Origin of the sequence: Geomonas azotofigens (assembly GCF_018919395.1) — a bacterium.
GTDB classification, from domain to species: Bacteria; Desulfobacterota; Desulfuromonadia; order Geobacterales; family Geobacteraceae; genus Geomonas; species Geomonas azotofigens.
In genome coordinates, this window is record NZ_JAHLME010000002.1 from 912,374 (window position 1) to 937,399 (window position 25,026).

19 protein-coding genes and 2 tRNA genes are annotated in these 25,026 nt (G+C 61.6%); 5 read left to right on the forward strand and 16 right to left on the reverse strand.

The window, feature by feature from the left end:
* Positions 1 to 17: 17 nt before the first annotated feature.
* Entirely contained in the window at positions 18 to 356 is a 339-nt protein-coding gene (locus KOL99_RS09015; protein WP_216510116.1) for a P-II family nitrogen regulator, read from the reverse strand.
* 372 nt (positions 357 to 728) lie between these two features.
* Positions 729 to 2,810 carry a glutamine synthetase III family protein gene (locus KOL99_RS09020; protein ID WP_268898924.1) on the reverse strand — a complete coding sequence of 694 codons (2,082 nt, stop codon included), beginning with the start codon at positions 2,808 to 2,810 and terminating at the stop codon, positions 729 to 731.
* 317 nt (positions 2,811 to 3,127) lie between these two features.
* Between KOL99_RS09020 and KOL99_RS09025 the strand changes: the two genes are divergently transcribed.
* Positions 3,128 to 3,856, forward strand: coding sequence for a M23 family metallopeptidase (locus KOL99_RS09025; protein WP_216510118.1), 729 nt, complete (start codon positions 3,128 to 3,130; stop codon positions 3,854 to 3,856).
* Between the two features lie 150 nt (positions 3,857 to 4,006).
* Here the strand turns inward: KOL99_RS09025 and hrpB are convergent, their stop codons facing one another.
* From hrpB to KOL99_RS09070, 9 genes are all read right to left on the reverse strand, one after another.
* A complete protein-coding gene (hrpB, locus tag KOL99_RS09030; protein ID WP_216510119.1) occupies positions 4,007 to 6,487 on the reverse strand; it encodes an ATP-dependent helicase HrpB in 2,481 nt (826 codons plus the stop codon).
* Positions 6,488 to 6,491: 4 nt separating this feature from the next.
* On the reverse strand, positions 6,492 to 7,166 hold the full coding sequence (locus KOL99_RS09035) for an HAD family hydrolase (protein WP_216510120.1): 675 nt from the start codon (positions 7,164 to 7,166) through the stop codon (positions 6,492 to 6,494).
* 34 nt (positions 7,167 to 7,200) lie between these two features.
* Positions 7,201 to 8,094 (reverse strand): phosphatase PAP2 family protein, encoded by an 894-nt coding sequence (locus KOL99_RS09040; protein ID WP_216510121.1) that lies wholly within the window; start codon positions 8,092 to 8,094, stop codon positions 7,201 to 7,203.
* A 138-nt stretch (positions 8,095 to 8,232) separates the two neighbouring features.
* A tRNA-Glu gene (locus KOL99_RS09045) sits at positions 8,233 to 8,307 on the reverse strand.
* Positions 8,308 to 8,345: 38 nt separating this feature from the next.
* Positions 8,346 to 8,419 (reverse strand) — tRNA-Gln (locus tag KOL99_RS09050).
* A gap of 41 nt (positions 8,420 to 8,460) precedes the next feature.
* The gene (locus tag KOL99_RS09055) at positions 8,461 to 9,015 is read right to left on the reverse strand and encodes a 2-oxoacid:acceptor oxidoreductase family protein (RefSeq protein WP_216510122.1); all 555 of its coding nucleotides are present in this window, start codon (positions 9,013 to 9,015) and stop codon (positions 8,461 to 8,463) included.
* Between the two features lie 70 nt (positions 9,016 to 9,085).
* Positions 9,086 to 9,826 carry a thiamine pyrophosphate-dependent enzyme gene (locus tag KOL99_RS09060; RefSeq protein WP_216510123.1) on the reverse strand — a complete coding sequence of 247 codons (741 nt, stop codon included), beginning with the start codon at positions 9,824 to 9,826 and terminating at the stop codon, positions 9,086 to 9,088.
* Positions 9,827 to 9,848: 22 nt separating this feature from the next.
* The gene (locus tag KOL99_RS09065) at positions 9,849 to 10,919 is read right to left on the reverse strand and encodes a 3-methyl-2-oxobutanoate dehydrogenase subunit VorB (protein WP_216510124.1); all 1,071 of its coding nucleotides are present in this window, start codon (positions 10,917 to 10,919) and stop codon (positions 9,849 to 9,851) included.
* 120 nt (positions 10,920 to 11,039) lie between these two features.
* Complete coding sequence (locus KOL99_RS09070; RefSeq protein ID WP_183348012.1) at positions 11,040 to 11,243, reverse strand: 4Fe-4S dicluster domain-containing protein; 204 nt, start codon at positions 11,241 to 11,243, stop codon at positions 11,040 to 11,042.
* Positions 11,244 to 11,436: 193 nt separating this feature from the next.
* Here KOL99_RS09070 and KOL99_RS09075 point away from each other — a divergent pair, with 193 nt between their 5' ends.
* On the forward strand, positions 11,437 to 11,943 hold the full coding sequence (locus KOL99_RS09075; protein ID WP_216510125.1) for a MucR family transcriptional regulator: 507 nt from the start codon (positions 11,437 to 11,439) through the stop codon (positions 11,941 to 11,943).
* Positions 11,944 to 12,119: 176 nt separating this feature from the next.
* Here the strand turns inward: KOL99_RS09075 and KOL99_RS09080 are convergent, their stop codons facing one another.
* Complete coding sequence (locus KOL99_RS09080; RefSeq protein ID WP_216510126.1) at positions 12,120 to 12,908, reverse strand: pseudouridine synthase; 789 nt, start codon at positions 12,906 to 12,908, stop codon at positions 12,120 to 12,122.
* A 230-nt stretch (positions 12,909 to 13,138) separates the two neighbouring features.
* On the opposite strand from KOL99_RS09080, the gene KOL99_RS09085 reads away from it, so the two are divergent.
* Entirely contained in the window at positions 13,139 to 14,110 is a 972-nt protein-coding gene (locus KOL99_RS09085) for a YncE family protein (protein WP_216510127.1), read from the forward strand.
* Between the two features lie 99 nt (positions 14,111 to 14,209).
* Entirely contained in the window at positions 14,210 to 15,472 is a 1,263-nt protein-coding gene (locus tag KOL99_RS09090; protein ID WP_216510128.1) for a DUF445 domain-containing protein, read from the forward strand.
* Positions 15,473 to 15,646: 174 nt separating this feature from the next.
* Here the strand turns inward: KOL99_RS09090 and KOL99_RS09095 are convergent, their stop codons facing one another.
* The 3 genes from KOL99_RS09095 to dnaE form a co-directional block, all read right to left on the reverse strand.
* Positions 15,647 to 17,368 carry a hypothetical protein gene (locus KOL99_RS09095; RefSeq protein ID WP_216510129.1) on the reverse strand — a complete coding sequence of 574 codons (1,722 nt, stop codon included), beginning with the start codon at positions 17,366 to 17,368 and terminating at the stop codon, positions 15,647 to 15,649.
* 673 nt (positions 17,369 to 18,041) lie between these two features.
* On the reverse strand, positions 18,042 to 19,001 hold the full coding sequence (locus KOL99_RS09100) for an acetyl-CoA carboxylase carboxyltransferase subunit alpha (RefSeq protein ID WP_216510130.1): 960 nt from the start codon (positions 18,999 to 19,001) through the stop codon (positions 18,042 to 18,044).
* A gap of 51 nt (positions 19,002 to 19,052) precedes the next feature.
* On the reverse strand, positions 19,053 to 22,529 hold the full coding sequence (gene dnaE, locus KOL99_RS09105; RefSeq protein ID WP_216510131.1) for a DNA polymerase III subunit alpha: 3,477 nt from the start codon (positions 22,527 to 22,529) through the stop codon (positions 19,053 to 19,055).
* A gap of 249 nt (positions 22,530 to 22,778) precedes the next feature.
* On the opposite strand from dnaE, the gene KOL99_RS09110 reads away from it, so the two are divergent.
* A complete protein-coding gene (locus tag KOL99_RS09110) occupies positions 22,779 to 23,477 on the forward strand; it encodes a pirin family protein (protein ID WP_216510132.1) in 699 nt (232 codons plus the stop codon).
* Positions 23,478 to 23,610: 133 nt separating this feature from the next.
* On the opposite strand, the gene hisS is transcribed toward KOL99_RS09110, so the two are convergent.
* Positions 23,611 to 24,864, reverse strand: a complete 1,254-nt coding sequence (gene hisS, locus KOL99_RS09115; protein ID WP_216510133.1) for a histidine--tRNA ligase — start codon at positions 24,862 to 24,864, stop codon at positions 23,611 to 23,613.
* Positions 24,865 to 25,026: the final 162 nt, after the last annotated feature.

Consider the following 25,026-nt stretch of genomic DNA (forward strand, 5'->3'; position numbering starts at 1 on the left):
AGTAAAGAATCAGCCAATTAGAGAGCGTCCTCGCCCCTCTCACCGGTCCTGATCCGGACTACTTCTTCTACGGGGGTGACAAAGATCTTGCCGTCGCCGATGCGGCCGGTTTTCGCTGCCTGCTCGATGGCGTCGACAACCTTGCCGACGACGTCGTCAGCCACGATGATTTCCATCTTGATCTTCGGGATGAAGTCGACCACGTACTCGGCGCCACGGTAAAGCTCGGTGTGCCCTTTTTGACGACCGAAACCCTTCACCTCACCGATGGTGATGCCCTGGATGCCGATCTCGTTGAGTGCTTCTTTCACTTCATCAAGCTTGAAAGGTTTTATGATTGCTTCGACTTTTTTCAAGGCAGTTATCCTCCGCTTGTTGTTCAGTGCGCCGCGAATTATAGATATCTTGCTATGGAATTGCAAGGTTTAATAAACCGCGGGCCGTTGGTTGGTAACCCGTCTGCAAGACCTCGGCCAATCACCGGCAGGCTCGGCACCTGCTACTCATTCCGGCAACTTAGCCGAACCGGCACGCCTGCGATATCGACCGCGGCAAGGCCGTTGCCCAAAAGTTAGGCAGGCCGTGCCCGCGATATGTCCGGCGAAGCCATGAACTTATTAATCGGATATTTATTAACTCCGTCCTAAGAGCGTGCCCGACCGTGGCGAAGCTAAAATAGGAGCCCCACCTGGGGCTCCTATTGGTTGGCAAGTTAGGATGCCCGGAGATTACAGGACGAAAAGCATTTCCCTGTAGGTCGGCAGCGGCCAGTACTTGGCGGCAATGATCTTCTCCAAGGCATCACCAGTGGCACGCAGCTCGAGCATCTTGGTGAAGACGCTTTCCCTGAAGGCGGCGGCCTGATTATCGGCATCGGCGATATTCAGAGCGTCTTCGAGCGCCTTCTCCAGCGCCTTGGTATTGGCGCTCATCGCGGCCAGTTTGTCGCTGAGCTCTTCCAGCAGTTCCTTCTGCGTGGAGACGTCCAGCTTGCCGGATACCGCGGTCACCGCATTGATGGAGGATGCCACCGTGGTCGCATACTCGATGGCGGTAGGGATGATGCTGTGGTTGGCCATGTCGATCATGGTCAGCGCTTCGATGTTCAGGGTCTTCACGTACTGCTCGACCATGATTTCGTAACGAGCATGCAGTTCCTTCTCACTGAAGACGTTATGAGCGGCGAACACCTCCTGCGCTTCCTTGGAGATCAGCTCCTTGAGCGCGTCGGGAGTGCTCGGGATGTTGGGCAGGCCGCGCTTGGCAGCTTCCTGGACCCACTCGTCGGAGTAGTTGTTGCCGTTGAAGATCACGCGCTGGTGTTTCTTTGCGGTTTCCTGCAGCAGCAGGTCGAGGTCGGCGTCGAAGTTGGTGGATTTCTCCAGCACGTCGGCGAATTCCTTCAGCGCCTGGGCGATGATGGTATTGATGATGATGTTGGGGCCGGAGATGGAGAAGGAGGAACCGAGCATCCTGAATTCGAACTTGTTGCCGGTAAAGGCGAACGGCGAGGTCCTGTTCCTGTCGGTGGCGTCCTTGGGGAGCGAAGGAAGCGTATTTACGCCGATGTCCATGTGACCGCTCATGGAGGACGATTTCGCTACGCCCGCAACGATCTGGTCGATGATGTCGGCAAGCTGCTCGCCGAGGAAGACCGAAATGATCGCCGGAGGTGCTTCGTTGGCGCCCAGTCGATACTCGTTGCCGGCGTTGGCGCAGGAGCAGCGCAGGAGACCGGCGTAGGTATCGACAGCCTTGATGGTCGCCATGAGGAAGGTCAGGAACTGGGCGTTCTCGTGCGGAGTGTGACCCGGCTCGAGCAGGTTCTGGCCGTCGTTGGAGCTCATGGACCAGTTGTTGTGCTTGCCGGAGCCGTTGACGCCGGCAAACGGCTTCTCGTGCAGCAGGCAGACCATGTCGTGCCTGAGGGCGACGCGCTTGAGAACTTCCATGACCATTTGGTTGTGGTCGGTGGCGATGTTGGTGTTTTCAAAAATCGGAGCGATTTCGAACTGTCCCGGTGCCACTTCGTTGTGCTGGGTCTTGGCGGTGACGCCGAGCTTCCACAGCTCCTCGTTCACTTCCTTCATGTACGACAGCACCCTTTCCTTGATGCTGCCGAAGTAGTGGTCTTCCAGCTCCTGCCCCTTGGAGGACATGGCGCCGAAAAGGGTTCTGCCAGCCATCATCAGGTCGGGCCTTTGCAGGTAGAAGGACTTGTCGACCAGGAAGTATTCCTGCTCGGCGCCGACGGTCGAGGTAACCCTGGTGACGTCGTTGTTGCCGAACAGCTTGAGAACGCGCACGGCCTGCGTGGAGAGGGCTTCCATGGAACGAAGCAGCGGAACCTTCTTGTCCAGGGCCTCGCCGGTGTAGGAGCAGAAGGCGGTAGGGATGCAGAGAGTGATGACGTCGGCCTCTTCCCTCAGGAAGGCGGGCGAGGTGCAGTCCCAGGCGGTATACCCCCTGGCTTCGAAGGTCGCCCTCAGGCCACCGCTGGGGAAAGAGGAGGCGTCCGGCTCGCCCTTGACCAGTTCCTTGCCGGAGAACTCCAACAGTGCGCCGTTTTCGTTGGGAGAAAGGAACGCGTCATGCTTTTCCGCGGTGATGCCGGTCATCGGCTGGAACCAGTGAGTGAAGTGCGTCGCGCCTCTTTCAACGGCCCACTCTTTCATCGCCGATGCGACAACATCTGCGATGGAGGGATCCAGCGGCAGACCTTCGTCGATGGTTTTCTTGAGGTTCTTGAAAACAGCTTTGGGCAGCTTCTCTCTCATTACAGACTGGTTGAATACGTTTTGTCCGAACATCTCCACGGTACAGCCTCCTTTTTGTGCAGCAGTGTCTAAAAAATAAGCATCATGCTTATCTGCGTTTTCGAAATTCCAAGGATTTACAACTTGACTACGAACAGACCCCGTACATCTAGCAAGAGAAGTGCCCACTCCGCCCCCCACCTGATTAATCTTTACCCACCCCCCTGACAGTTCGGGGAGCGGCGCCTGTCAGGCAATGAGCGGCGCACCGCCGCCCCAGTCGCCACTTGCCAAGCGGCGACTGTCGTACTATAGTACCGGCTGCTGCAAGCGCGGGATCAGGCGCCCCGAGTTCGGGCGAGGGATTAACGGTGAAGAAAGAGGCAATCGCACTACGGTGGAAGGGAACATCACGGCTGGCGGGTACAATCCTGCCTGCGGCGCTCTTTTGCGCGCTCCTGGTCACGCCGGCGCGGGCCGACTTCTTCCGCTACACCGACGAGAACGGCGTGGAGGTCTTCACCAACACCCCTACCAACGGCGGCGCGGTCCGGGTGCTGCGCGAAGCGAAGAAAGCGAAGCCTGGCCCGAAGGCGCAGCACCCTTCGAGCAGCGAGGTGCCGGATCTATCCGGGATGGACGCAAAACTTCCCGTTCAGGGGGTGATCACCTCCGGGTACGGCATCCGGCACGACCCGATCGACGGCGGGATGAGGCATCACAACGGTGTCGACATCGCGGTACCGACCGGCACCAGGGTGAAGGCTATCGCGGCGGGCAGGGTGGTAGAGAGCGCGGCGCATGGCGGCTACGGGAACCTGGTGACCATACAACATCCCGACGGCATGGTTTCCATGTACGGCCACAACTCCCAGCTCGAGGTCAAGGTGGGGGATCAGGTGGAGGCGGGGCAGACCGTGGCGCTGTCAGGATCGACCGGCAGATCGACCGGACCCCACGTCCATTTCGAACTCTGGAAAAACGGCGTCAACGTGACGCGCAACTACCTCGATAACGGCGCCGGCATCCCCGAGGTGACCGGCAGCATCAGAAGCTACCTGCACAAGGACGGGTCACTGGTCTTTACCAACATCAATTGAACCGGCAAGCGAAGTCCTCTTCGTCCCCTCTCCCCCGGGAGAGGGCCAGGGTGAGGGCGCCGGCAGATGCCGATTCCTCACTTCGCGGCAACGTCCTCACCCGCCCTTCGGGCACCCTCTCCCGGAAGGAGAGGGAGATCACACGGGTAGTTACATCCTCTTCTTCACCTGTCTCGTCGCCGGTGCGTTCCAGGGGTCGTCAGGCCAGGGATGCCTCGGGTAGCGACCTTTCAACTCCTTGCACACTTCACGGTAGGCCCCGTTCCAGAAACTCTTCAGGTCCGCGGTGACCTGGATGGGGCGCCGCGCCGGCGAAAGCAGGTGGATCAGGACCGGCACCCTCCCCCGCGCCAGCCTCGGCGTCTCGGCCAAACCGAACATCTCCTGAAGTTTCACCGCCAGAAAAGGTTCCCCCTCCGCCGGGTACTCCAGCGCGACACGGGACCCGCTGGGGACCTGCAGGTGCGTGGGGGCCTCCCGTTCCACGAGCTGCTGCCGCCGGTAATCGAGCAGCGACTTCAACGGCTGCAGGAGGTCGACCTTGGCCACCTGGGCCAGACTCCGCACCCCCTGCAGGTAGGGGAGGAGCCACGTGCCGACGCTTTCGGTGAGCGCCTGGTCGGAGAGGTCCGGCAGCTCCTCCTCGGGAAGCACCCGCGCCAGGAAACGCACCCGGTTCCGGTACTGCGCGGCCGCCTCGCTCCAGTTGAGCCCGCGGATGCCCGTCCCGGACAGTATCCCCTGCAAAAGCGCCGCTCCCACCTCTTCCTTCTCGGGGACCGCCGCCCGCTCGGAAAGCACCACCGCACCGAGCCGCTCCTCGTCACGCGCGACCACCCTCCCCTCGCGCTCGTCCCAGAACACCCTGCGCTCGCGCGTGATGGCGCCCGCGCAGCCGGAGCGCACCGCCTCCAGGGAGACCGCGCTCGCCACGTGGATGTCCGCCTCGCCCGCCCCACCCTCGACCTCGACCGCGACCAGGAACGGCTGCGCCCTCAGGTTGCAGCGCTGGGACAGTTTGGCGCCGGTGCCGTTGGACATCAGGTAGCGCCCGGAACCGGGGCTCCTCTCGCGCGCGACGCGGTCCGGGTAGGCCATCAGGAGCAGTCGCCCCACGGTGGCCGCATCGGCATGCGGCGGGGCGTCCGGCACGCCGAGGGCGCCGCGGAAGTAGGCGGCCAGCCGCTCGACCGTGCGCGTCCCCTGCGGGTCGCGGCGCTCGCGAAGCGCGTCCAGGCGATCCAGCAGGTCGCTTTCAGTGATGCTGCCGCTGCCGCGCGGCAGGAGGTCGCGTTCCGAGAGGATGGCGGCGAGCGTGCAGGCAAGCGGCGCGTGCCCCGCGGCGAGGGATCCCACCAGCATGGCGGCAAGGCGCGGGTGCATGGGGAGCGCCGCCATCCTGGCGCCGAGGTCGGTGAGGGTGCCGCGGCCGTCGAGCGCCCCCAGGGCGCGCAAGAGGGCACGGCCTTCGGCGAGATGGGCGGCGGGGGGGGCGTCGAGAAAGCTCAGCGAAGCGGGATCGGCAACACCCCACTGCGCAAGGTCGAGCGCCAGCGGAGCGAGGTCGGAAACCTTGATCTCGGGGGGAGTGAAGGGAAGGAGGGCGCCCTGGGTGTGCTCGGTCCAGAGACGGTAACAGACGCCGGGGGCGACCCTGCCGGCGCGGCCGGCGCGTTGCTGGGCCGAAGCCGCCGAGATGCGCATGGTCACCAGGCGGTTCAGGCCGGTAGAGGGATCGTAACGGAGTTGGCGGGAATAGCCGGTATCGACCACCACGCGCACCCCCTCGATGGTGAGGCTGGTCTCGGCGATGTTGGTGGCGAGCACCACCTTGCGGCGATCCCCCGGGAGGATGGCCCGCTCCTGCGCCGCGAAGGGGAGATCCCCGTACAGGACCGCGATCATCACCCGGGAGCCGACCTGCCCCTGGAGGATGCTCTCGCAGCGCCTGATATCTCCCGCGCCCGGCAGGAAGACCAGGACGTCCCCCTCGGTCTCGGCAAGCGCCCTCATGACCCCGGCGCAGGCGGTCTCGGCGAGCCTCGTCGCCGGCTCGGTCTTCAGATACCGAACGTCGACCGGGAACTGGCGACCCTCGCTGGTGATGAGGGGCGCGCCGCCAAGGAGCCTTGCTACCGGCTCCGCGTCGAGCGTAGCCGACATGACCAGCAGGCGCAGGTCCTCGCGTAGCCCGAGCTGGACGTCACGACAGAGGGCGAGGGAGAGATCGCAGGTGAGGCTGCGTTCGTGGAACTCGTCGAAGATCACCGCCGCCACCCCTTCGAGCAGCGGATCGCTTTGCAGCCGGCGGGCCAGGATCCCCTCGGTCACCACTTCGACGCGGGTCGCCTTGGAGACCTTGCGCTCGAAGCGGATGCTGTAGCCGACCGTTTTTCCCACCTCCTCGCCCAGGCACTGGGCCATGTAGCGGGCGGCGTTCACCGCGGCCAGGCGGCGCGGCTCCAGCATGATGATGCGACCGCCCTCGAGAAGGGGCGCGGCGAGCAGGGCCAGCGGCACCCGGGTGGTCTTGCCCGCCCCGGGAGGCGCCTGCAGCACGGCGACATTCCCCTTGTGCAGCTCCGCGAGCAGTTCCGGGAGTATGGTGTCGATGACGGCCGGCTTCAGCATGGGCTCAGACGAGCAGACGCAGCCCCTCGAGGTCGACGCCGGAGAGGGAATTGACCACGCGGCAGGCGCCGGTCAGGCGTTCTTCGGGGTAGCTGTTCGTCACCGCGAGCACCTTCAGCCCCGCGCCGGTCGCCGAGGCGATGCCGGCAGGGGTGTCCTCGACGGCGATGGTACCCGAGGCCTCGACCTTGCCCGGGAAGCGCTCCTGGAGCCGCTGCACGGCGAGGCGGTAGCTTTCCGGATCGGGCTTGCTCGCCGCGACCTCGTCGGCGGTCACCTTGACGTCGAAGGCATCGGTCAGGCCAAGCTGGGCCAGGATCGGCTCGATGTCGCTTTTGAGGGCGCCGCTGCAAAGGGCGAGCGGGAGGTTGCCGGAGATTGCGCGGATCAGCTCTACCACGCCTGTGTACGGCGCGACACCACCCGACACGATCCGCAGAAACGCCTCGGCCTTCCCCGTGATCAGCTCTTTCAGTTCCTGGTCGGCAAGCGCCCGGCCGTGCACCCGGAAGGCTTCGCGGAAGGCGTCACGGTCGTCGAAGCCGATGTAGAGATCGAGGTATTCCTCCCAGGAATAACCGAGGCCCAGCGGCACCAGCAGTTCCTGGAACGCCTTGTAGTGCAACGGCTCGGTATCCACGATGATCCCGTCGAAATCGAAGATGACTGCCTTCAGCATGCGAAGCTCCTTATTTCAAATAGATTGCGGCGTCTTAGAATCTGCCCAACAGCGCCAGCGCGGGAGCCCCGTCGATGGCCATGGGCGCCACGGTGACGCTGCCGGCGGGGGCGGAACGGTACCTGGTGACGGCGGCGCCGGCCAACTCTCCGATGGCCGCGCCCAAAACCACGTCGCTCGCCCAGTGCTTGGTCTGGTACACCCGCGAGAAACCGGCCAGGCTCGCGGCCGCGTAGCAGGCGGCCTTGCCGTAGAAACTGTCGGTCTTGGCGGCGACGACATGGGCCAGGGCGAAGGAACTGGCGGTGTGCATCGAGGGAAGGGAATCGTAGCCGTCCTTGAACTGGAAGGGACGGTAGCTCGAATTGCTGTCGACCTGGTACGGGCGTCCCCGCCCGATGACCCCTTTGAGCACGAAGGTGGCGCCGTCGGCAAGCAGCAGGGCCTCCCCCATCTCCTCGCCCAGTTGCATCACCTTGGCCTGGTCGGTAACGGCGCCGGCGCCGTAGAAGGCGGCGGCGACACCGAGATGGAGCAGCGGGTTGCTCACCGCGTTGCCGGCATCGGTGATTCCCCGCATCACCCCGTGGTGCGAACCGGCGAACTCGTCCCTGATCTGCTCGTCAAAGAGATAGGTAAGACCGAAGAGCCCCGCGGTCACCACGGTCCCGGTGAGGTAGGGATCGACCGGCCCCTTCAGGAACAGTTTCCCCTCGCCCGCGAAGCGCCCCGCCTCTTCCTTGATGGCGCTCACGCTGGTGAAGACGTTCTCGGCGGCCAGGAGCGGCGCCGGGAGCGCGCAGCACAGGGCGATCAGAAACAGGAACAGGGCGGGAAGCCAGGGGAGCGGGAAACGGTTGGAGTTTTCGCGCGCTGGGTACCGCCGCGCCGGCGAGGTCCTTACTGCAACGGCCACTGTCTTTGTCATCGACTTTCTCCGTCCTGTGTTTCATCTCAGTTAGAGCAACTTTTTAGGAGGCACGGCGACGGCCGACACGACGGCAGCCTGGTCCGCGGGCACAGCTTAAAAAAAAACAGCGCCCTGCTTCTGGCGCTGTTTTAAAGGTGGTGATCCCAAGGGGACTTGAACCCCTGTTACCGACGTGAAAGGCCGGTGTCCTAACCACTAGACGATGGGACCTGACTATGTAGCAGCTTGCAATGAAGCTGTGGATGGTATGGCTGGGGTACAAGGATTCGAACCTTGGATGACGGAGTCAGAGTCCGTTGCCTTACCGCTTGGCGATACCCCATCGCGAGAGACCAGTTTAATAGCAGATCTGTGTCGGCAAAGTCAAGCTTCTTTTTTCGGCCGTGCCGCCTGCGCCCCTGTTTCAATCGCCTTGACGTTGGCGGGGATGAACCTGTGGTTGCGCTCGGGGAGCGCCTGGGACAGCGCCGAGGCCAGGGACGGGAGCTGGACGGCGCCGGTGAGGGCGACGTAGGCGCCGACCGCGACCATGTTCACCATCCTGGGGTCGCCCAGTTCGGTCGCGATCTCGTTCATGGGGACCGATACGATCTCGATATCGTCGCGGTTCAGGGCCGAGACGTCGACCAGCGAGGAGTTGACGATGAGGATGCCGCCCGGACGGACCCGGGCGCCGAAGCGGTCCAGGGAGGCCTGGTTCAGCACCACCAGCACCGAGGGCTGCCCGACCACCGGGGAGCCGACCGCGCCGTCGGCGATCACCACCGTGCAGGTGGCGGAGCCGCCGCGCTTTTCAACCCCGTAGGCAGGGAAGTAGCTGACGTTCTTTCCTTCATCTATCGCCGCATAGGAAAGCAGGTTCCCCGCCAGAAGGACACCCTGGCCACCGAACCCTGCTATCAAGACATCTTTACGCATCAGCGCGCCTCCGAAAACATCAGAACATGTTCTGTGTTCTACGTTCTACGTTCTAAGTTGACCGACCTCGCTACGCCTCTTCCTTCTTGAACACACCCAGCGGGAAGTAGGGAATCATCTCCTCGCCTACCCTGGCGTTGGCCTTCAGCGGATTCATGCCCCAGTTGGTGGGACAGGCGGAGAGGACCTCGACGAAGGAGAATCCCTTGCCCTGGGCCTGGTAGCCGAAGGCCTCGCGGATCACCTTCTTCGCCTCCAGGACGTGCTTGGGCGAATCGACGGCCACCCGCGCGGAGTAGGCGACGCCGCCCAGCTGCGCCAAAAGCTCCGCCATCCTGATGGGGGAGCCGTCCTTGGACTTGTCCCTGCCATAGGGGGAGGTGGAGGTCTTCTGCCCCACCAGCGTGGTCGGTGCCATCTGGCCGCCGGTCATGCCGTAGGTGGTGTTGTTCACGAAGACGACGGTGATGTCCTCGCCACGGTTGGCGGCATGGATGATCTCGGCGGTGCCGATGGCGGCCAGGTCGCCGTCACCCTGGTAGGTGAAGACGAAGCTGTCGGGCCGGGCGCGCTTTACCCCGGTGGCAACGGCGGGCGCCCTGCCGTGGGGAGCCTCGACGACGTCGATATCGAAATAGCCGTACAGGAAGACGGAGCAGCCAACCGACGCCACGCCGATGGTCCGGTCCTGCACCCCGTAAAGGTCCATGGCATCCGCCACCAGACGGTGGATGGTGCCGTGGTGGCAGCCGGGGCAGAAATGGGTCTGCACGTCCTTCAAACTCTTCGGTCTTTGGAAAACCTGTTGCATATGGATCAACCCCTCTCCCGGCCTAGCGCGCCGACTCGTCGTAGTTCTTCCTGATCACTTCGAGCAGTTCCTCCGGTGACGGGAGCGAGCCCGCACCCGGCGGCCTGCCGTAGAAGGAGACCTGCGCGGCGGCGCCTACGCTGAGACGGACGTCCTCGACCATCTGTCCGGTGTTGAGTTCGACGACCAGCACCTTGCCGGCCCGTCCCGCGGCCTGCGCCAGCGCCTTTTCCGGGAACGGGAACAGGGTGACCGGGCGGAACAGCCCCACCTTCATCCCCTCCGCCCGCGCCATGGTCACGGCCGTGTGCGCGATCCGGGAGACGGACCCGAAACCGGCGACGATGAGGCAGGCATCGGCGGTCTCATACTCCTCCGAGATGCACTCCTTTTCCTTCATCACCTGGTACTTGGCGTGCAGGTGCCAGTTGTGGGCCTCCAGCTCGCCGTCGCCCAGGAACAGGGACTTGACCACGCGCTGTTCCGCGCCCCCCTTGCCGCGCACCTCCCACCCCTTGGCCGGGAGCTCGGTCGCCGGGCGCGGGTTGGGGATGAGCGCCTCCTTCATCTGGCCGATGACGGAATCACCAAGGAGCATGACCGGGGTACGGTACCGGTCGGCCAGGTCGAAGGCGTGCATGGTGAGGTCGTACATCTCCTGCACGGAGTTGGGGGCGAGCACCGGGATGTGGTAGCCGCCGTGGCCGCCGCCTTTCACGCACTGGAAGTAGTCGGACTGGGAGGCGTCGATGCCGCCGAGCCCGGGACCGGAACGGGAGATGTTGATGATGACGCCGGGAAGCTCGGCTCCGGCCATGTAGGAGATCCCCTCCTGCTTCAAGGAGATGCCGGGGCTCGAGGAGGAGGTCATGGCGCGCGCGCCGGTCGCGGAGGCGCCCAAGAGCATGTTGATGGCGCCGATCTCGCTCTCGGCCTGGATGAACTCGCCGTTCAGCCCGGGCAGTACGCGCGAAAGGTATTCCGGGATGTCGCTTTGCGGGGTGATGGGATAACCGAAGTAGTAGCGGCAGCCGGCTTCGACCGCGCCCATGGCGGCGGCCTCGTTACCCTTGACAAACAGCCGTTTAGACAATTGACCCTCCCACAGATCCTGCCGGCCGGGGTACACCCCGGGCGTCAACGGTCCGGTCGGTTGCGCCGGAGCCCGTTGATCAATCAGCAGGCAACACTTTTTCAGTGTGAACGAAGATGTTTACTTGAAGACAGTTATGGCGACGTCGGGACAGATTTCGGCGCAGAGGGCGCAACCGGTGCACTGCTCCTGATTGGGAGCCTCAGCCGGTGCATACCCCTGGATGTTGACCTTCTCGCACAGCCTGATCAGCTTCTTCGGGCAAGCAATGGTGCAGATACCGCAACCCTTGCAGCGCATTTCGTCTATTACAATTCTACCCATGCCTTAAGTCCCCTCATTGTCTCGTGACCGGCTCCGGCCATGCAATCAGCGCTGGAAACTAGCAGAAATTTGTGAAGCCAGTCAACTTTTTTGTTTACACTTGTGATTTATCACTTGATTTTAAACCTGTGTGTAGTTTAATAATAAGCGTCTAATTTACGCACTCTAAAAATCTAAAAGGAGGAGCGAAACGATGGCATCATCACTGCTCGAATTGACGGCAACCATAGTCTCTTCACATGCCTCGGTTACAGAGATGTCAGGCGAAGATTTGCTTCTTGAACTGCAGAAGGTGCACGGCGCCCTGCAGAAGCTCGAAGTGGAAACCGGTGAGGGGGTGGAAAGGGGCGAGGGCAAAGGACCGGCCGTTCCCCTGAAAAAGGCGTTCCAGCCTGATCAGGTGAGCTGCATGCTCTGCGGCAAGAGCGGCATGAAGACCCTCGCACGCCACCTGGCCCAGGTGCACGGGATCAAACCCGGCGAATACCGCAAGCAGTTCGGTATCCCGAGCAACCAGGCCCTGACGGCCAAGAACTTCTCCGAGGCGCGCAGGAGGATGGCGCAGGAGAAGGGACTGGCGGACAACCTGGCGAAGGCACGCGCCGTGCGCGCGGCGAAGCTGGCCGCCAAAGGTGGTGCCGAAAAAAAGCCCGCGAAGACGCCGCGCGTGCCGAAGCAGAAACAGCAGATGAGCGCGTAGGCCAAAATGTGATGATGATTTCCTGCTTCCCGTGGGACGGGTCGGGCTTTCCGGAGTCGCCAAAGGATGATGCGGAGGGATGCCCGGCCTGAACCCGCCGTGCAGTTTTCATATACCTATCAAAAAAGCCGCCCGGAAGGCGGCTTTTCTTCTGTCCCGCGTGGGGGGGGGTAAACTCACCTGCGCGGTGCGCTCTTTCTCCTCGCCACCACCCCGGTCTTCCTGGGCCCGCGCCCGGTGCCGCTGGGGACCGTCTTTCTCCTGAGTTTCGCCACCTCAACGGCGTCGAGGTGCCTGAACTCACCGGGCTTCATGTCGCCGATCTCGAGGAAGTCATAGCGGGATCTCTTCAGCCGCACGACGTTCAGGCCAACGGCCTCGCACATGCGCCGCACCTGGCGGTAGCGCCCCTCGTGGATGGTGATCGATATCCAGGAGTTGTTCTCGCTTTCACTCACCGGGAGCACCTTGGCCGGCGCGGTCATGCCGTCCTCAAGCTTCACCCCTTCGGACAGCTTCCGGATCTGCTCAGGAGCCACGTGCCCGCTCACCCGCACCAGGTATCCCTTGTCCACCTCGTGGCTTGGGTGCATCAGCATGTTCGCGAAGGCGCCGTCGTTGGTCAACAGCAACAACCCCTCGGTGTTGTAATCGAGGCGGCCGACGGGATAGACCCGTTCCTTGATCCCCTTCAGCAGGTCCGTGACGATGGGGCGCCCTTCCGGGTCCTTCATGGTGGTCATGTAGCCGACCGGCTTGTAAAGGAGCAGGTAGACCCGCTGCTCGGTCACCGTGATCGGCTTGCCGTCCAGGGTGATGGTGTCGGTATCGGGATCGGCCTTGGTCCCGAGCTCGGTGACCACGGTGCCGTTGACGGCGACCCTCCCCGCCAGGATGATGGTTTCGGACTCGCGGCGTGAGGCGACTCCGGCCTGCGACAGTATCTTCTGCAAACGCTCCTGCATCTATTCTCCTTACCCGGATCTACCCGGTTCTCTGAACGAAGCTAGTCATAACATGGTGCCGTGGCAACCGCAAGCTTTTACCCGTCCCGGTGCCCAGCACCTTGCCCGCCCGGTTACCACCGGCTCGATGTTATAGCTTTTTAATCGTACTTTGATACCCTTGGTTGGTTTCCAATCAGGCGCGGCGGCCAAAGAGCTGCGACCTATCCCCAGGAAAAGGAGGCATCCACATGACCAATCCCCACAGAAGAAACGGGCAGCAGTACCTTTACTTCTCCCAGAAAACAGGCGGCAGCGTGTGGGTCATGGACGTCGGCAAGGAGAAACCCAAAGAGGTGGAAACCATAAAGGTCGGCATACAACCGGAACAACTGGTGACCAACAGGAGCAAGACACGGCTCTATGTCATCAACCATGGATCGGACAGTGTCAGCGTCATAGACACAACGACCGCTCCGATGGAAGTGATCGCCACCCTCTCGCTGGGAGCGGAACCTTTCGCTATCGCGGTCGACCCCGAACAGAGGAGGGCTTTCGTAAGCTGCGGCCCCATGGACGCCGGGAGCATCAAGGTCATCGACCTCACCGTAACCCCTCCGGTTCTGAGAAATTCGACCCCGGTGCGCGGCCTGCTGTTTCGCGGCCTGGCGATATCGCCGGACGCCAAGCGACTCTTCGTGGCCGGCGGCCCGAAGGATGACACCATCAACGACAGCATCTCGGTCTACGACATCACCGGCAGCGCGCCGCTACTGATCGCCACGGTGCAGGGACAAAACGAAAGTCCCGAATTCATCTATATCAATCCGATAGGTTCCTTTGCCATAGCAAGCTTTAGACAGGGCGGCATCAACGTGTTCGACGCGGCCGCCACCCCTCCGGTCCTGCTGTCGACGGTAGGAAGCGGTGAGGTGAACGGTTCCGCGCTGAGCCCGGACGGGCGCCTGCTGGTAATGGGATACGCAGAACCGGCCGGAGGCGAGGGGAATTACGCCATCTATGACGTCTCGTCCATCCCGCTCGGCACCGGCCTGTTCTTCACCAGCACCTGTGCGCCCGGCCCCATGACCTTCAGCGCGGACGGTTCGCGTCTGCACATGATCAGCGGCAACGAACTGGTGACCTTCGACATGACCATGCATCCGCCGCAAGTCGCGGAGCACGTACCGGTTACCGGACCGGCCGGCGGCATCACCATATAGACCGGTGCGATTCTGGTTATTGCCTTGTTTCCGGCAACCTGATAAAAAGGTGGGCCGCCATCGGCGACAGCAACGCCAGGAAACAAGGAGTAGAAGCAAATGGATACCAGACAAGTAGCACTGAAAAAGAACAAGACCGTTGCCGGCGCCCTGTTAGTGGGCGCCGCGCTGCTTTTCATCGTGGCACGCCTAAACCACGGCAGCGGAGCCTGGGGCTGGATCGCGGCCTTCGCCGAGGCGGCCATGGTGGGCGCTCTCGCCGACTGGTTCGCCGTGGTCGCCCTGTTCCGACACCCGCTGGGACTCCCCATCCCGCACACCGCCATCGTCGCCGAGAAGAAGGAGAGCATCGCCGACAACATGGGGCGGTTCATCCAGGAGAAGTTTCTCGCCACCGAGGTGCTGGTGGAGCGGATGCGCGCCTTCGATCCCGCGCGGCACCTGTGCGAATACCTCATGTGCCGTGACAACGCCGAGGGGTTGGCCAGGGGGATCAGCCGGGTCATCGCCGAGTCCATCGAGTTCCTCGAGGACGAGCGCGTCAGCAAGGTGGTAAGCGCGGCCCTGGGCGATCGCATCGACCGGTTCGACGCGGCGACCTCGGCCGGGAACTTTCTGGACAGCCTGAGGCAGGACAACAGGCACCAGGTCGTGCTTGACGAGTTGCTGAAACGTCTGGGGGCGTGGCTGGCGACACCCGAATCGCAGGAGAAGGTGGCGGTGGCCCTGGATAACTGGGTGGACGCGGAGTATCCCCTTTTGAGCAAGTTCATCCCCAACCGTCCCCAGTTCTCCCGCAACGCCGGCGAGAAGATCGTCAGTAAGGTGAGCGGGTTCCTCGACGCGGTCAACGCGGACCCGGCCCACGAACTGCGCCACGAGTTCGACCGGGTGGTAGGGGACTTCATCGGCAAGCTCAAGCACGACGAGAATATGCGGACCAAGGTGGCGGAACTGAAGCAGGAACTGGTCAACAACCAGCAGCTCTCCGACTATGCCAAGGGCCTCGTGGGCGACCTGAAAAACTGGATGGTGCGGGATCTGGATGGAGACGACTCCAACATTCGCAATAAAATCGCCGACGCCGCGGTGGCGCTGGGCAAGACCCTTTGCAAAAGCGGCGAGTTGAGTGATTCCATCAACGACCACCTGGAAGGGATCGTGAGAAGGTACGCCGGCGACCTGAGAAGCGGCTTGGCGAAGCACATCTCCGGGACGGTGAAGGAGTGGGAGAACGAGGAATTCATCAACGAGATCGAACTGAGCATCGGGTCCGACCTGCAGTTCATCAGGATGAACGGCACCCTGGTGGGTGGCATGATCGGCATCCTGCTGCACGCGGCATCTCTGATCATTGGCTAAGCCTCCCCTCCCCTGTTGGTCCTCCCATAAGAGTCAGCCCGGACTCTCCTTTCCAAAACCTGAATCAGCCATACCGGCTTATTCCCTTGTACATGCGCACCCGGCTTCGCCGGGTGCAAAAAAAGAGGCGGGCTCGCGCCCGCCTCTTCCACAACAAATCACATCTACACGTAGCTACGGCGTAACTGTGGGCGCGCTGAGAGTTACGGCAACGCCCCTCACAGACGAAATGGCACCTGCACTGTCTTTCAGCCAGACATATACAGCCCGGCTGGTGGGGTTGGTGGAGGTTATCCCGCTGGTAAACGTATAGGTGAGCGGCATAACCGGTGCGCCATTATCCGCAATCGTCAGCGGCTTGACGTTGGTGTTGGTCAGAGCATACCCAACAATGGTTCTACCAGTGACATGCACTTCGGTGAGCTTGGTGATCGTAGCAACATTGCCGGAGGTAGCCCCCGTTGCGGCCAGAGCGGTTATCTGCGGGCTGTCATCGACAACGACCGGACGTACGACCGACGGGGAGACAGTTCCGTTAGCATCTTTAACCCAGGCGTAGAGGTTTACATTGTACTTTAGGCCTGCGGTTTGGGGGAGGCTAACTGCCGCGAATTCCCCAGGAAAAGATACCACACCGGTGACGGGGTCAACGTTCATGGCTTGGGTAATATCACTAGCTGCTGGCGGTGTGGCTGAAGTGGTAACTTTGCAGTACAGCGCCCCAGGGACATAGCTCTTGCCAACGATGGTGTACGCTACTTTGCTGCCATCCATCACCGTGACGTTCGGAGTGGTGAAACTCGTGACAACAGGGGTGGCATTGAAGACAACTGCCTTCTTGGTCACGCCAACCACCTGATCAGACTCAAGATTACCAAAATCTCTTACCCAGGCGAACAGATAGACCGTCTTATCGGTGGTGTTAATAACACCAGGATAGGTAAATGAGGGTGCGGGCTGCCAGTCTGCCGCAACCGGTGCCGGCGCAGCTGCTGCAGGGTCCTCAGAGTATGTAATGGCATACTCCTTAATGCCACCATTGTCAGTTGCCTGGATGCTTATTTCCGGGACAGAGTTCGTACCCACTTTTGTGCTCGGGACGCTGAAAGAGTTCACCACGGGCTTAACACCGTCGTTGGCAGGAACACTGATGGTGATGGGAACCGTCGGCAGCGCTAACGGTACTGCGGCTTCAGCATAGAAGGCCCAGTTGTTTGCTGATTCGCCTGAATCCAGGAGGGTGGCTTTGACGAAGAACTCGCCCTGCAGATACAGATTCCCGCTCTGCGCAATAGCCGGGGCCGTCAATCCTGTATGGGTAGCCGCAGCCGGAGCAGCGAGGTGCTGCCTCCCAGTGAATGCAGAGGTGCTGGTGGAAAGTCGCCAGCTATCCTGTAACCCAGCAGAAGCCAGAGCGCTGGTGCCCACATTGTACTGGCTCCCTGAGAACAGTTGTGCCCCGGTGAATGACGGGGTCACAGTGACAGAGACCGGATTCAGGGTAACTGCAGCGGAACCGCCGGCAGTAGTTACGGTCACTGCGCCTGCACTGATACCGTAGTCGGTCAGAATGTTCGGCGTTCCGCTTTCATAAAAAATAGCCTCTACAGTGTAGATGCCAACCGGAACCTCCAGATTGGCGAAAGTTTCTCCGTAAGCCTTGTCAATAACCTGCCTGTAATGCGTGGTGTTCTCGTTAAGAACGACCCTCACGCGACCAGGGTGCGAAACGGGGAGGTTCGCAACAGTCTTAGCAACTTTGGCACCCGATTGTACCAGTTCGAGAGAGAGAGAGCCCTTACCCGATGTCGGGGTGCCCGCAGTGGTACCGCCTCCGCCTCCGCCACCGCACGCGGTCAGCAGCAGCATCATGAAAAGCCAGAATAACTTCCTCATACCTGTCCTCCTCTTAATTGTTTTTAACTACAAAAAATCACAAATCGCAGAAACACAAGATTCCCCCGCGCTTCACCTCCTTTTCTAATTAGTGATATGCAATTTATTATTACAATCCAGTAAACGCCGAAAGCTCCGACGAGCCATCCGGCCATAAAAGCGGGTGGGGCAGACAATTGCGCCGACAAGAAGACTAGACAATAAAAACCTTAAATCAGCACCTTATGATTCATCCGGCGCCCGGAACCGAATCGCTGACAGGCCAACGTCACCTATAGTGATAGGCGAACGGTCAACGCAACGTCATTTCACGGCGACGACACGCGGTTTAGCCGGGTTCTAATACTAGACCGTATACGACTCCCACTGATATTGCCTAGTTAGTGATCGAGATCACTGAACGTGCAAGTTCCATACAAAAAAAAGGCTCTGTGGTTAGAAGTGCCCAATTGAGAAACGCAAAGTAGTGGTGACAGATGGCAAAAAAATGGAGAGAGAAAGATGGGATTACTGCGGGCTTGGTGAGAGGGTTGCATGGCTCTGTTGGCGTGAACCCGCCACCACGGCCGTCCTACGCTACATAACCATACCGGGCCGGTGGGACCCCAATAGAAAAAAGGGGGCATGGCTTGCAGCCATGCCCCCTTCTGTTTTTATTCCGATCTTGCCCCAGTTACTGGGCGAAGCGGCTCATCTTCCTGAACTTCTGGTAACGCTGCTCGATCAATTCGTCGGCGGCGATGGCTTTCAGCTCCTTCAGATTCCTGGAGAGCGCCTCGTGCAGGTTCTTGGCCATCGCCTCGTGGTCGCGGTGCGCGCCGCCGGCCGGCTCGGGGACGATCTCGTCGATGACCTCGAGGTCCTTGATGTCCCTGGCGGTGAGCTTCAGCGCCTCGGCGGCCTGGGCTCCCTTGGTCCCGTCGGACCAGAGGATCGCGGCGCACCCTTCCGGGGAGATGACGGCGTAGACGGAGTGCTGCAGCATGAGGATCCGGTCGCCCACGGCGATGGCGAGCGCGCCACCGGAGCCACCCTCACCGGTGATGACGACGATGATGGGCACGGTAAGGCGGGACATCTCCCTCAGGTTCCTGGCGATCGCCTCGGCCTGACCGCGCTCCTCGGCGCCGATGCCGGGGAAGGCGCCCGGGGTGTCGACGAAGGTGATGATGGGGAGCTTGAAGCGCTCGGCCATCTCCATCAGGCGCAGCGCCTTTCTATACCCTTCCGGATTGGGCATGCCGAAGTTGCGGAAGACCTTCTCCTTGGTGTCGCGCCCTTTCTGGTGGCCGATCACCATGACCGGCTCGCCGTCGATCCTGGCCAGTCCGCCCACGATGGCGTGGTCGTCGCCGAAGTTACGGTCGCCGTGCAACTCGACGAATTCGGTGAAGATGAGGCTCAGGTAGTCGAGGGTGAAGGGACGGTTGATATGGCGGGCCACCTGGGCTGTCTGCCAGCGGGAAAGGTTGGCGAACATCTCTTCGCGCATCTTCTCGGCTTTCACCTCGAGTTTGGCGACCTCGGCGGAGAGATCGACACCCTGGGTGGAAAATGCGAGCAGTTCCTGGATCTTTTTATCCAGTTCCGCCAGCGGCTTCTCAAAATCAAGATAGCTTTGCTGCAATGCCATATATCTCTATCTCCTTGTTTTCAAATAAAAATAACCACAATCATCCTGAGGCTACTCGAAGGACACGGCATTATAGCCGAAGAGGTTACTCACTTCCACTGTTAATTCTTCGCTGGCCGCCACTTTGTATACATCCGAAAGCCGGATGGTGACACGCGAACTGTTCTCTATGTCAAGGTGCAGGAAGCTGCGACAGATCCCCTGGTAGCGGGAAATGATCTCTTTGAGAGTGCTGAGTTTCCCGGGATCGGCTTCCTTGGCGTCTATGGTGAAGTTCACCCTGCGCGTCTCCCGCTCCACCAGGTCGCGCAGGAGCACGATGTCGGTGGCCATGATCTTCGCCCCCTTCTCGCCGTGCTCGACCGTGCCGGTGACGTGCACCGGGTCGTCCCCTTTGAGAAACTCGGAGCAGCGCGCGTAGACGTCGGAGAAGACCACCACCTCCAGTGAGCCGATCAGGTCCTCCAGGGTGACGAAGCCCATCCGGTCCCCCTTCTTGGTCATGATCTCCTTGAGGCTCGCCGGAACCCCGCAGATCTTCACCTCGCTCTTGTCTTTCGACTCGTTGATCGAAGAACAGTCCACCGTGGAGAAGCGGCGCATGTCGGCCACGTAGCGGTCCAGGGGATGGCCGGTGATGAAGAAGCCGATGGCCTCCTTCTCGCAACCGAGCCGGTACTTCTCGTCCCACTCGGGGATATCGGGAAGCCGGTTGCCGGTACCGTTGGAGCCGCGCTGGATCTCGGCCATGCCGAACAGCGACACCTGGGCGCTCTCGCGCTCCTGCTGCACGCGCTGTCCCTGCGCGGCGGCGTCTTCCAGGACGGCCATGAGCTGGGCGCGCTTGGCCTTGGTGCAGTCGAAGGCCCCGCTTTTGATGAGCGCCTCGATGACTCGCTTGTTGCAGCGGCGCAGGTCGACCCGCTCGCAGAAGTCGAAGATGTCCTTGAAGGGCTGGTCCCCGCGGGCCTCCAGGATCGCCTCGATGGCCCCCTCCCCCACGTTCTTGACCGCACCCAGGCCAAAGCGCATGGCGGTATCCAGCACCCGGAAGGAGCGCAGCGACTCGTTGATGTCCGGCGGGAGCACCTCGATGCCCATCTCGCGGCAGTCGCCGATGCTCTTGATCACCTTGTCGGTGTTGCTCATGTCCTCGGTGAGGAGGGCGGCCATGAACTCCACCGGGTAGTGCGCCTTCAGGTACGCGGTCTGGTAGGCGACCAGGGCGTAGGCCGCGGAGTGCGACTTGTTGAAGCCGTACTCGGCGAACTTGGCCATGAGGTCGAAGATGGCGGCGCACTTCTTGGAATCAAGGCCCAGCTTCTCGGACCCCTCCATGAACTTCAAGCGCTCCTTCGCCATCTGCTCGGCGTCCTTCTTACCCATGGCGCGGCGCAGGAGGTCCGCGCCGCCCAGCGAGTAGCCGGCCAGCGAGCGGGCGATCTGCATGACCTGTTCCTGGTAGACGATGACGCCGTAGGTGTCCTTGAGGACCGGTTCCAGCTGCGGCAGGTCGTAAACGGTCTGCTTGCGGCCGTGCTTTCTCTCGATGAAGTCGTCCACCATGCCGGAGCCCAGCGGACCCGGACGGTACAGGGCGCAGACCGCGATGATGTCCTCGAAGCAGGAGGGCTTCAGCTTGACCAGGAGCTCCTTCATGCCGCTGGACTCGAGCTGGAACACGCCGGTGGTGTTGCCGGCCTGCAGCAGCTTGTAGGTCTCCGGGTCGTCGTCGGTCAAAAGGGTGATGTCGAAGTTGGGGTCCTTGCCATTACGGATGTGCTTGCAGGCGTTGTCGATGACCGTGAGGTTTTTGAGGCCGAGGAAGTCGAACTTCACCAGGCCGACCTTCTCCACGTACTTCATCGAGTACTGGGTGGTCAGCGAGCCGGTCTTCTGGTCCTTGTAGACCGGGCAGAACTCCTCCATCTGCCTGGGCGCGACCACGAGGCCCGCGGCGTGGGTCGAGATGTGGCGGGCGAGCCCCTCCAGGCGCAGCGCGACGGTCATGACCTCGTTGACCTTCGCATCGGCGGCCATCAGCTCCTTGATCTTGGGCTCCTGCTCGATCGCCTTGTCCAGCGTGATGCCGAGCACCTCGGGGACCAGCTTGGCGATCTTGTCCACGTCGGCGAAGGTGAGATCGAGCGCGCGCCCCACGTCACGGATGACGCCGCGGGCGGCCATGGTACCAAACGCCGCGATCTGGCACACCTTCTCCCTGCCGTAGCGCTCGACCATGTACTGGATCACCTCTTCACGGCGGTCCTGACAGAAGTCGACGTCGATATCCGGCATGGAGATACGTTCCGGGTTGAGGAATCGCTCGAAAAGCAGGTTGTACGGCATGGGATCGATGTCGGTGATCCTGATGCAGTAGGCGACCAGCGAACCGGCCGCCGAGCCCCTGCCCGGCCCGACCGGGATGCCGTGGTCCTTGGCCCAGTTGATGAAGTCCGCGACGATCAGGAAGTAGCCCGGGAACCCCATGTGCCTGATGCAGTCCAGCTCGATGCGCAGGCGGTCGTGGTAGGCCTGCTCCTGCTCCGGGGTGAGGTTCGGGTACTTGATCTTGATCTTTTCGAGGCGCAGCTTGAGGCCTTCGATGGACTCGCGCTCAAGCTGCTGGTCGAGAGTCTCCCCCGGCGGCGCTTCGTAAGCCGGGAAATGGTAGGTCTTGAAGTCGAACTCGTAGTGGCAGCGCTCGGCGATCTTGACCGTGTTTTCCAGGGCCTCCGGGCAGTAGTGGAACTCCCGCGCCATCTCCTCGGGACTCTTCACGTAGAAGGCCTCGGTGGTGAAGCGCATCCGGCTCGGGTCGCTCATGGTCTTGCCGGTCTGGATGCAGAGCAGGATCTCGTGCGCCTTGGCGTCTTCCTTGTTGAGGTAGTGGCAGTCGTTGGTGGCGACCAGCGGCAGGTTCAGTTCGCGCGCGATCTCCATCACGCGCCTGTTGGCGATGGTCTGCTCGGGGAGCCCGTTCTCCTGGATCTCCAGGTAGTAGCTCTCCGGGAACATGTCCGCGTACCAGATGGCGGCGGCCTTGGCCTCGTCCATCTTGTTCCTGCCGGCGAGATAGGCGACCTCGCCCTGCAGGCAGGCGGAGAGGCAGATGAGACCTTCCCGGTGCTTCTCCAGCAGTTCCTTGTCGATGCGGGGGCGGCGGTAGAAGCCGTCCTTGTAACCTGCGGAAGTGAGGTAACAGAGGTTCTTGAAACCGGTCATGTTCTCGGCCAGCAGGATGAGATGGTAACTGGTCACCGGATCTGCGGCGGTGGGTGCCTTCTTGTCCAGGCGGGAGCCGGGGGCGATGTAGACCTCGCACCCAAGGATCGGCTTGATCCCCTTGTCCTTCGCCTTCAGGAAGAATTCGAGAGAACCGAACATGTTGCCGTGGTCGGTAACCGCCACCGCGGGCATGTGGTATTCCTTGGCCTTCTTGACCAAGTCGCCGATACGGATGGCGCCGTCCAGCAGGGAGTACTGGGAGTGCAGATGAAGGTGTACGAAATTGGCTGGTGCATCCATAAATCGAGGGCCTTAACGAGAAACCAAACTGTTTGAATTGAAAAGACAAAAGGAGCCGTGACTCAGCGGGCTCCAGTTGCTGATGATAATAAAAATAAGGGAAGTTTTAGCACTAGGCGGCTGTCGATGTAAAGGCCAAAGTATGACACCCCGTTGACAAACCGGGGGGATATAATTTAATATCAAGTTATACGAGGTCAAACCGTTTTACTTTTGTAACGATTCGCGAAACTTAGGCAGGAGGACGCCATGATCACCATCAGAAGAGCAAACGACAGGGGCCACGCCGACCACGGCTGGCTCAACACCTACCACACCTTTTCCTTTGCAGATTATTACGACCCGCGTCACATGGGCTTCAGGAACCTGCGGGTCATCAACGAGGACCGGGTGCAGCCGGGCGTGGGCTTTCCCACCCATCCGCACCGGGACATGGAGATCATCTCCTACGTGCTTGAAGGCGCGCTCGCGCACCGCGACAGCATGGGGACGGGCTCGGTGATACGCCCCGGCGACGTGCAACGCATGAGCGCCGGCACCGGCATCACTCACAGCGAGTTCAACCAGAGCAAGGAGGAGCCGCTGCATTTTTTCCAGATCTGGATCCTGCCGAAGCGCAACGGGATCACCCCGAGCTACGAGCAGAAGTTCTTCTCCGATGAGGAGAAACGGGGGAGCCTCCGGCTGATCGCCTCACCGGATGGGCGGGACGGGTCCGTCACCATCAACCAGGATGCCAGGCTGTACGCCGCGCTCCTGGACACCGGCGACGAGATCGTGCATCGTCTCCCGGCGGGACAGTACGCCTGGGTGCAGGTGGCGCGCGGCAAGGTGCTCCTGAATGGTCATCTTTTAGAGGCGGGTGACGGAGCGGCGGTCAGCGACGAAGAACTGCTGCGCCTGACGGGGAAGGAAGCGAGCGAGATGCTGGTTTTCGAACTGCCGTAGCTCCACACCCGGCAGACAAAAAGGGGACAGGCTACTTTATGTGAAAAGTAGCCTGTCCCCTTTTCTTTTCTTGGCGCATCGCCCTCACCCAACCCTCTCCCAGAGGGGGAGAGTTGGCGGGCTTTAGGTAGTTCTACGCTCCGCCGGTCATGGCAGCCTGGATGCTCGCCGCGTCAAGGGCTGCTTCTACCTGCGTGCCGCCGTCCATGTTCTTCAAGGGTGCGGTGCCGCGAGCCAACTCGTCGCCGCCGATGATCAGGGTGAAACGGGAGTTGAACTTGTCGGCGCGGCGCATCTGGCTCTTCAGGCTTTTGCCTTCGTAGTCGATCTCGACGGCAAAGCCCAGGCGCTGCAGGGCGCTCATCAGGCGGAAGGCCTCGGCATGGGCCTCGTCACCAAGGGCGGCGATGAAGAGGTCGGGACGCCGGGAGAAATCCTTCTCGGCCAGAAGCAGCGCCACGCGCTCGACGCCCATGGCGAAGCCGATACCGGGGATCTGCGGGCCGCCGATGGAGGAGATCAGACCGTCGTAACGACCGCCGGCGGCGACGGCGCTCTGCGCACCCAGCATGGTGGTGACCATCTCGAAGGTGGTTCTCGTGTAGTAGTCGAGGCCACGCACCATGCGCTGGTTGATGCTGTAGGGGGTCCCGACCAGTTCCAGGTGTTTCCTGGTCTTGTCGAAGTGGTCGCCGCACTCGGCACAGAGGTGGTCGAGCATGGAGGGCGCCCCCTGGGTCGCCTCCTGGCAACCGGCGGACTTGCAGTCCAGCGCGCGCAGCGGGTTGGTTTCGTAGCGGCGCTTGCAGTCGTCACAGAGCTTGTCGATCCGGTCCAGCAGGAACTTCTTGAGCGCTTCGCGGTAGGCGGGACGGCAGCAGGGGCAGCCCAGCGAATTGATCTGCAGCGAGGGCTCGGTGAGCCCCAGTTCCTGGAAGAAGTGGGTCAGCATGGTGAGCACCTGGGCGTCGACCGTCGGGGCGGCCACACCGGTGATCTCGGCGCCGATCTGGTGGAACTGGCGGTAACGCCCCTTCTGCGGGCGCTCGTAGCGGAACATCGGCCCCATGTAGTACAGGCGCGCCACCGGGTCCAGGGCGTGCATCTTGTGCTCGACGTAGGCGCGCATCACCGACGCGGTTCCTTCCGGCCTCATGGTGACCTTGTTGCCACCCTTGTCCTCGAAGGAGTACATTTCCTTCTCGACGATGTCGGTGGCGTCGCCGATGGAGCGGCAGAAGAGTTCGGTCTTCTCGAGGATCGGGATCCTGATCTCGGAAAGTCCGTAAAGTTCGAAAACCCGGCGCGCGGTGGCCTCGATGTGCTGCCACTTCTCGACCTCGCCCGGGAGGATGTCGTTGAAACCTTTAATGCCGGTGATTGCCACGGTTAATCCCTCTCTTCACTCACGAAATAAAACCTAAACGACTTAACGCAAAGTCGCAAAGCCGCTAAGGCGCAAAGAAAATCTGAAGCTTGGGGAAAAGCAAACCTAAAACACTGGGTTCACCTTTGCGCCTTTGCGCCCCCGCGCCTTTGCGTTGAATTT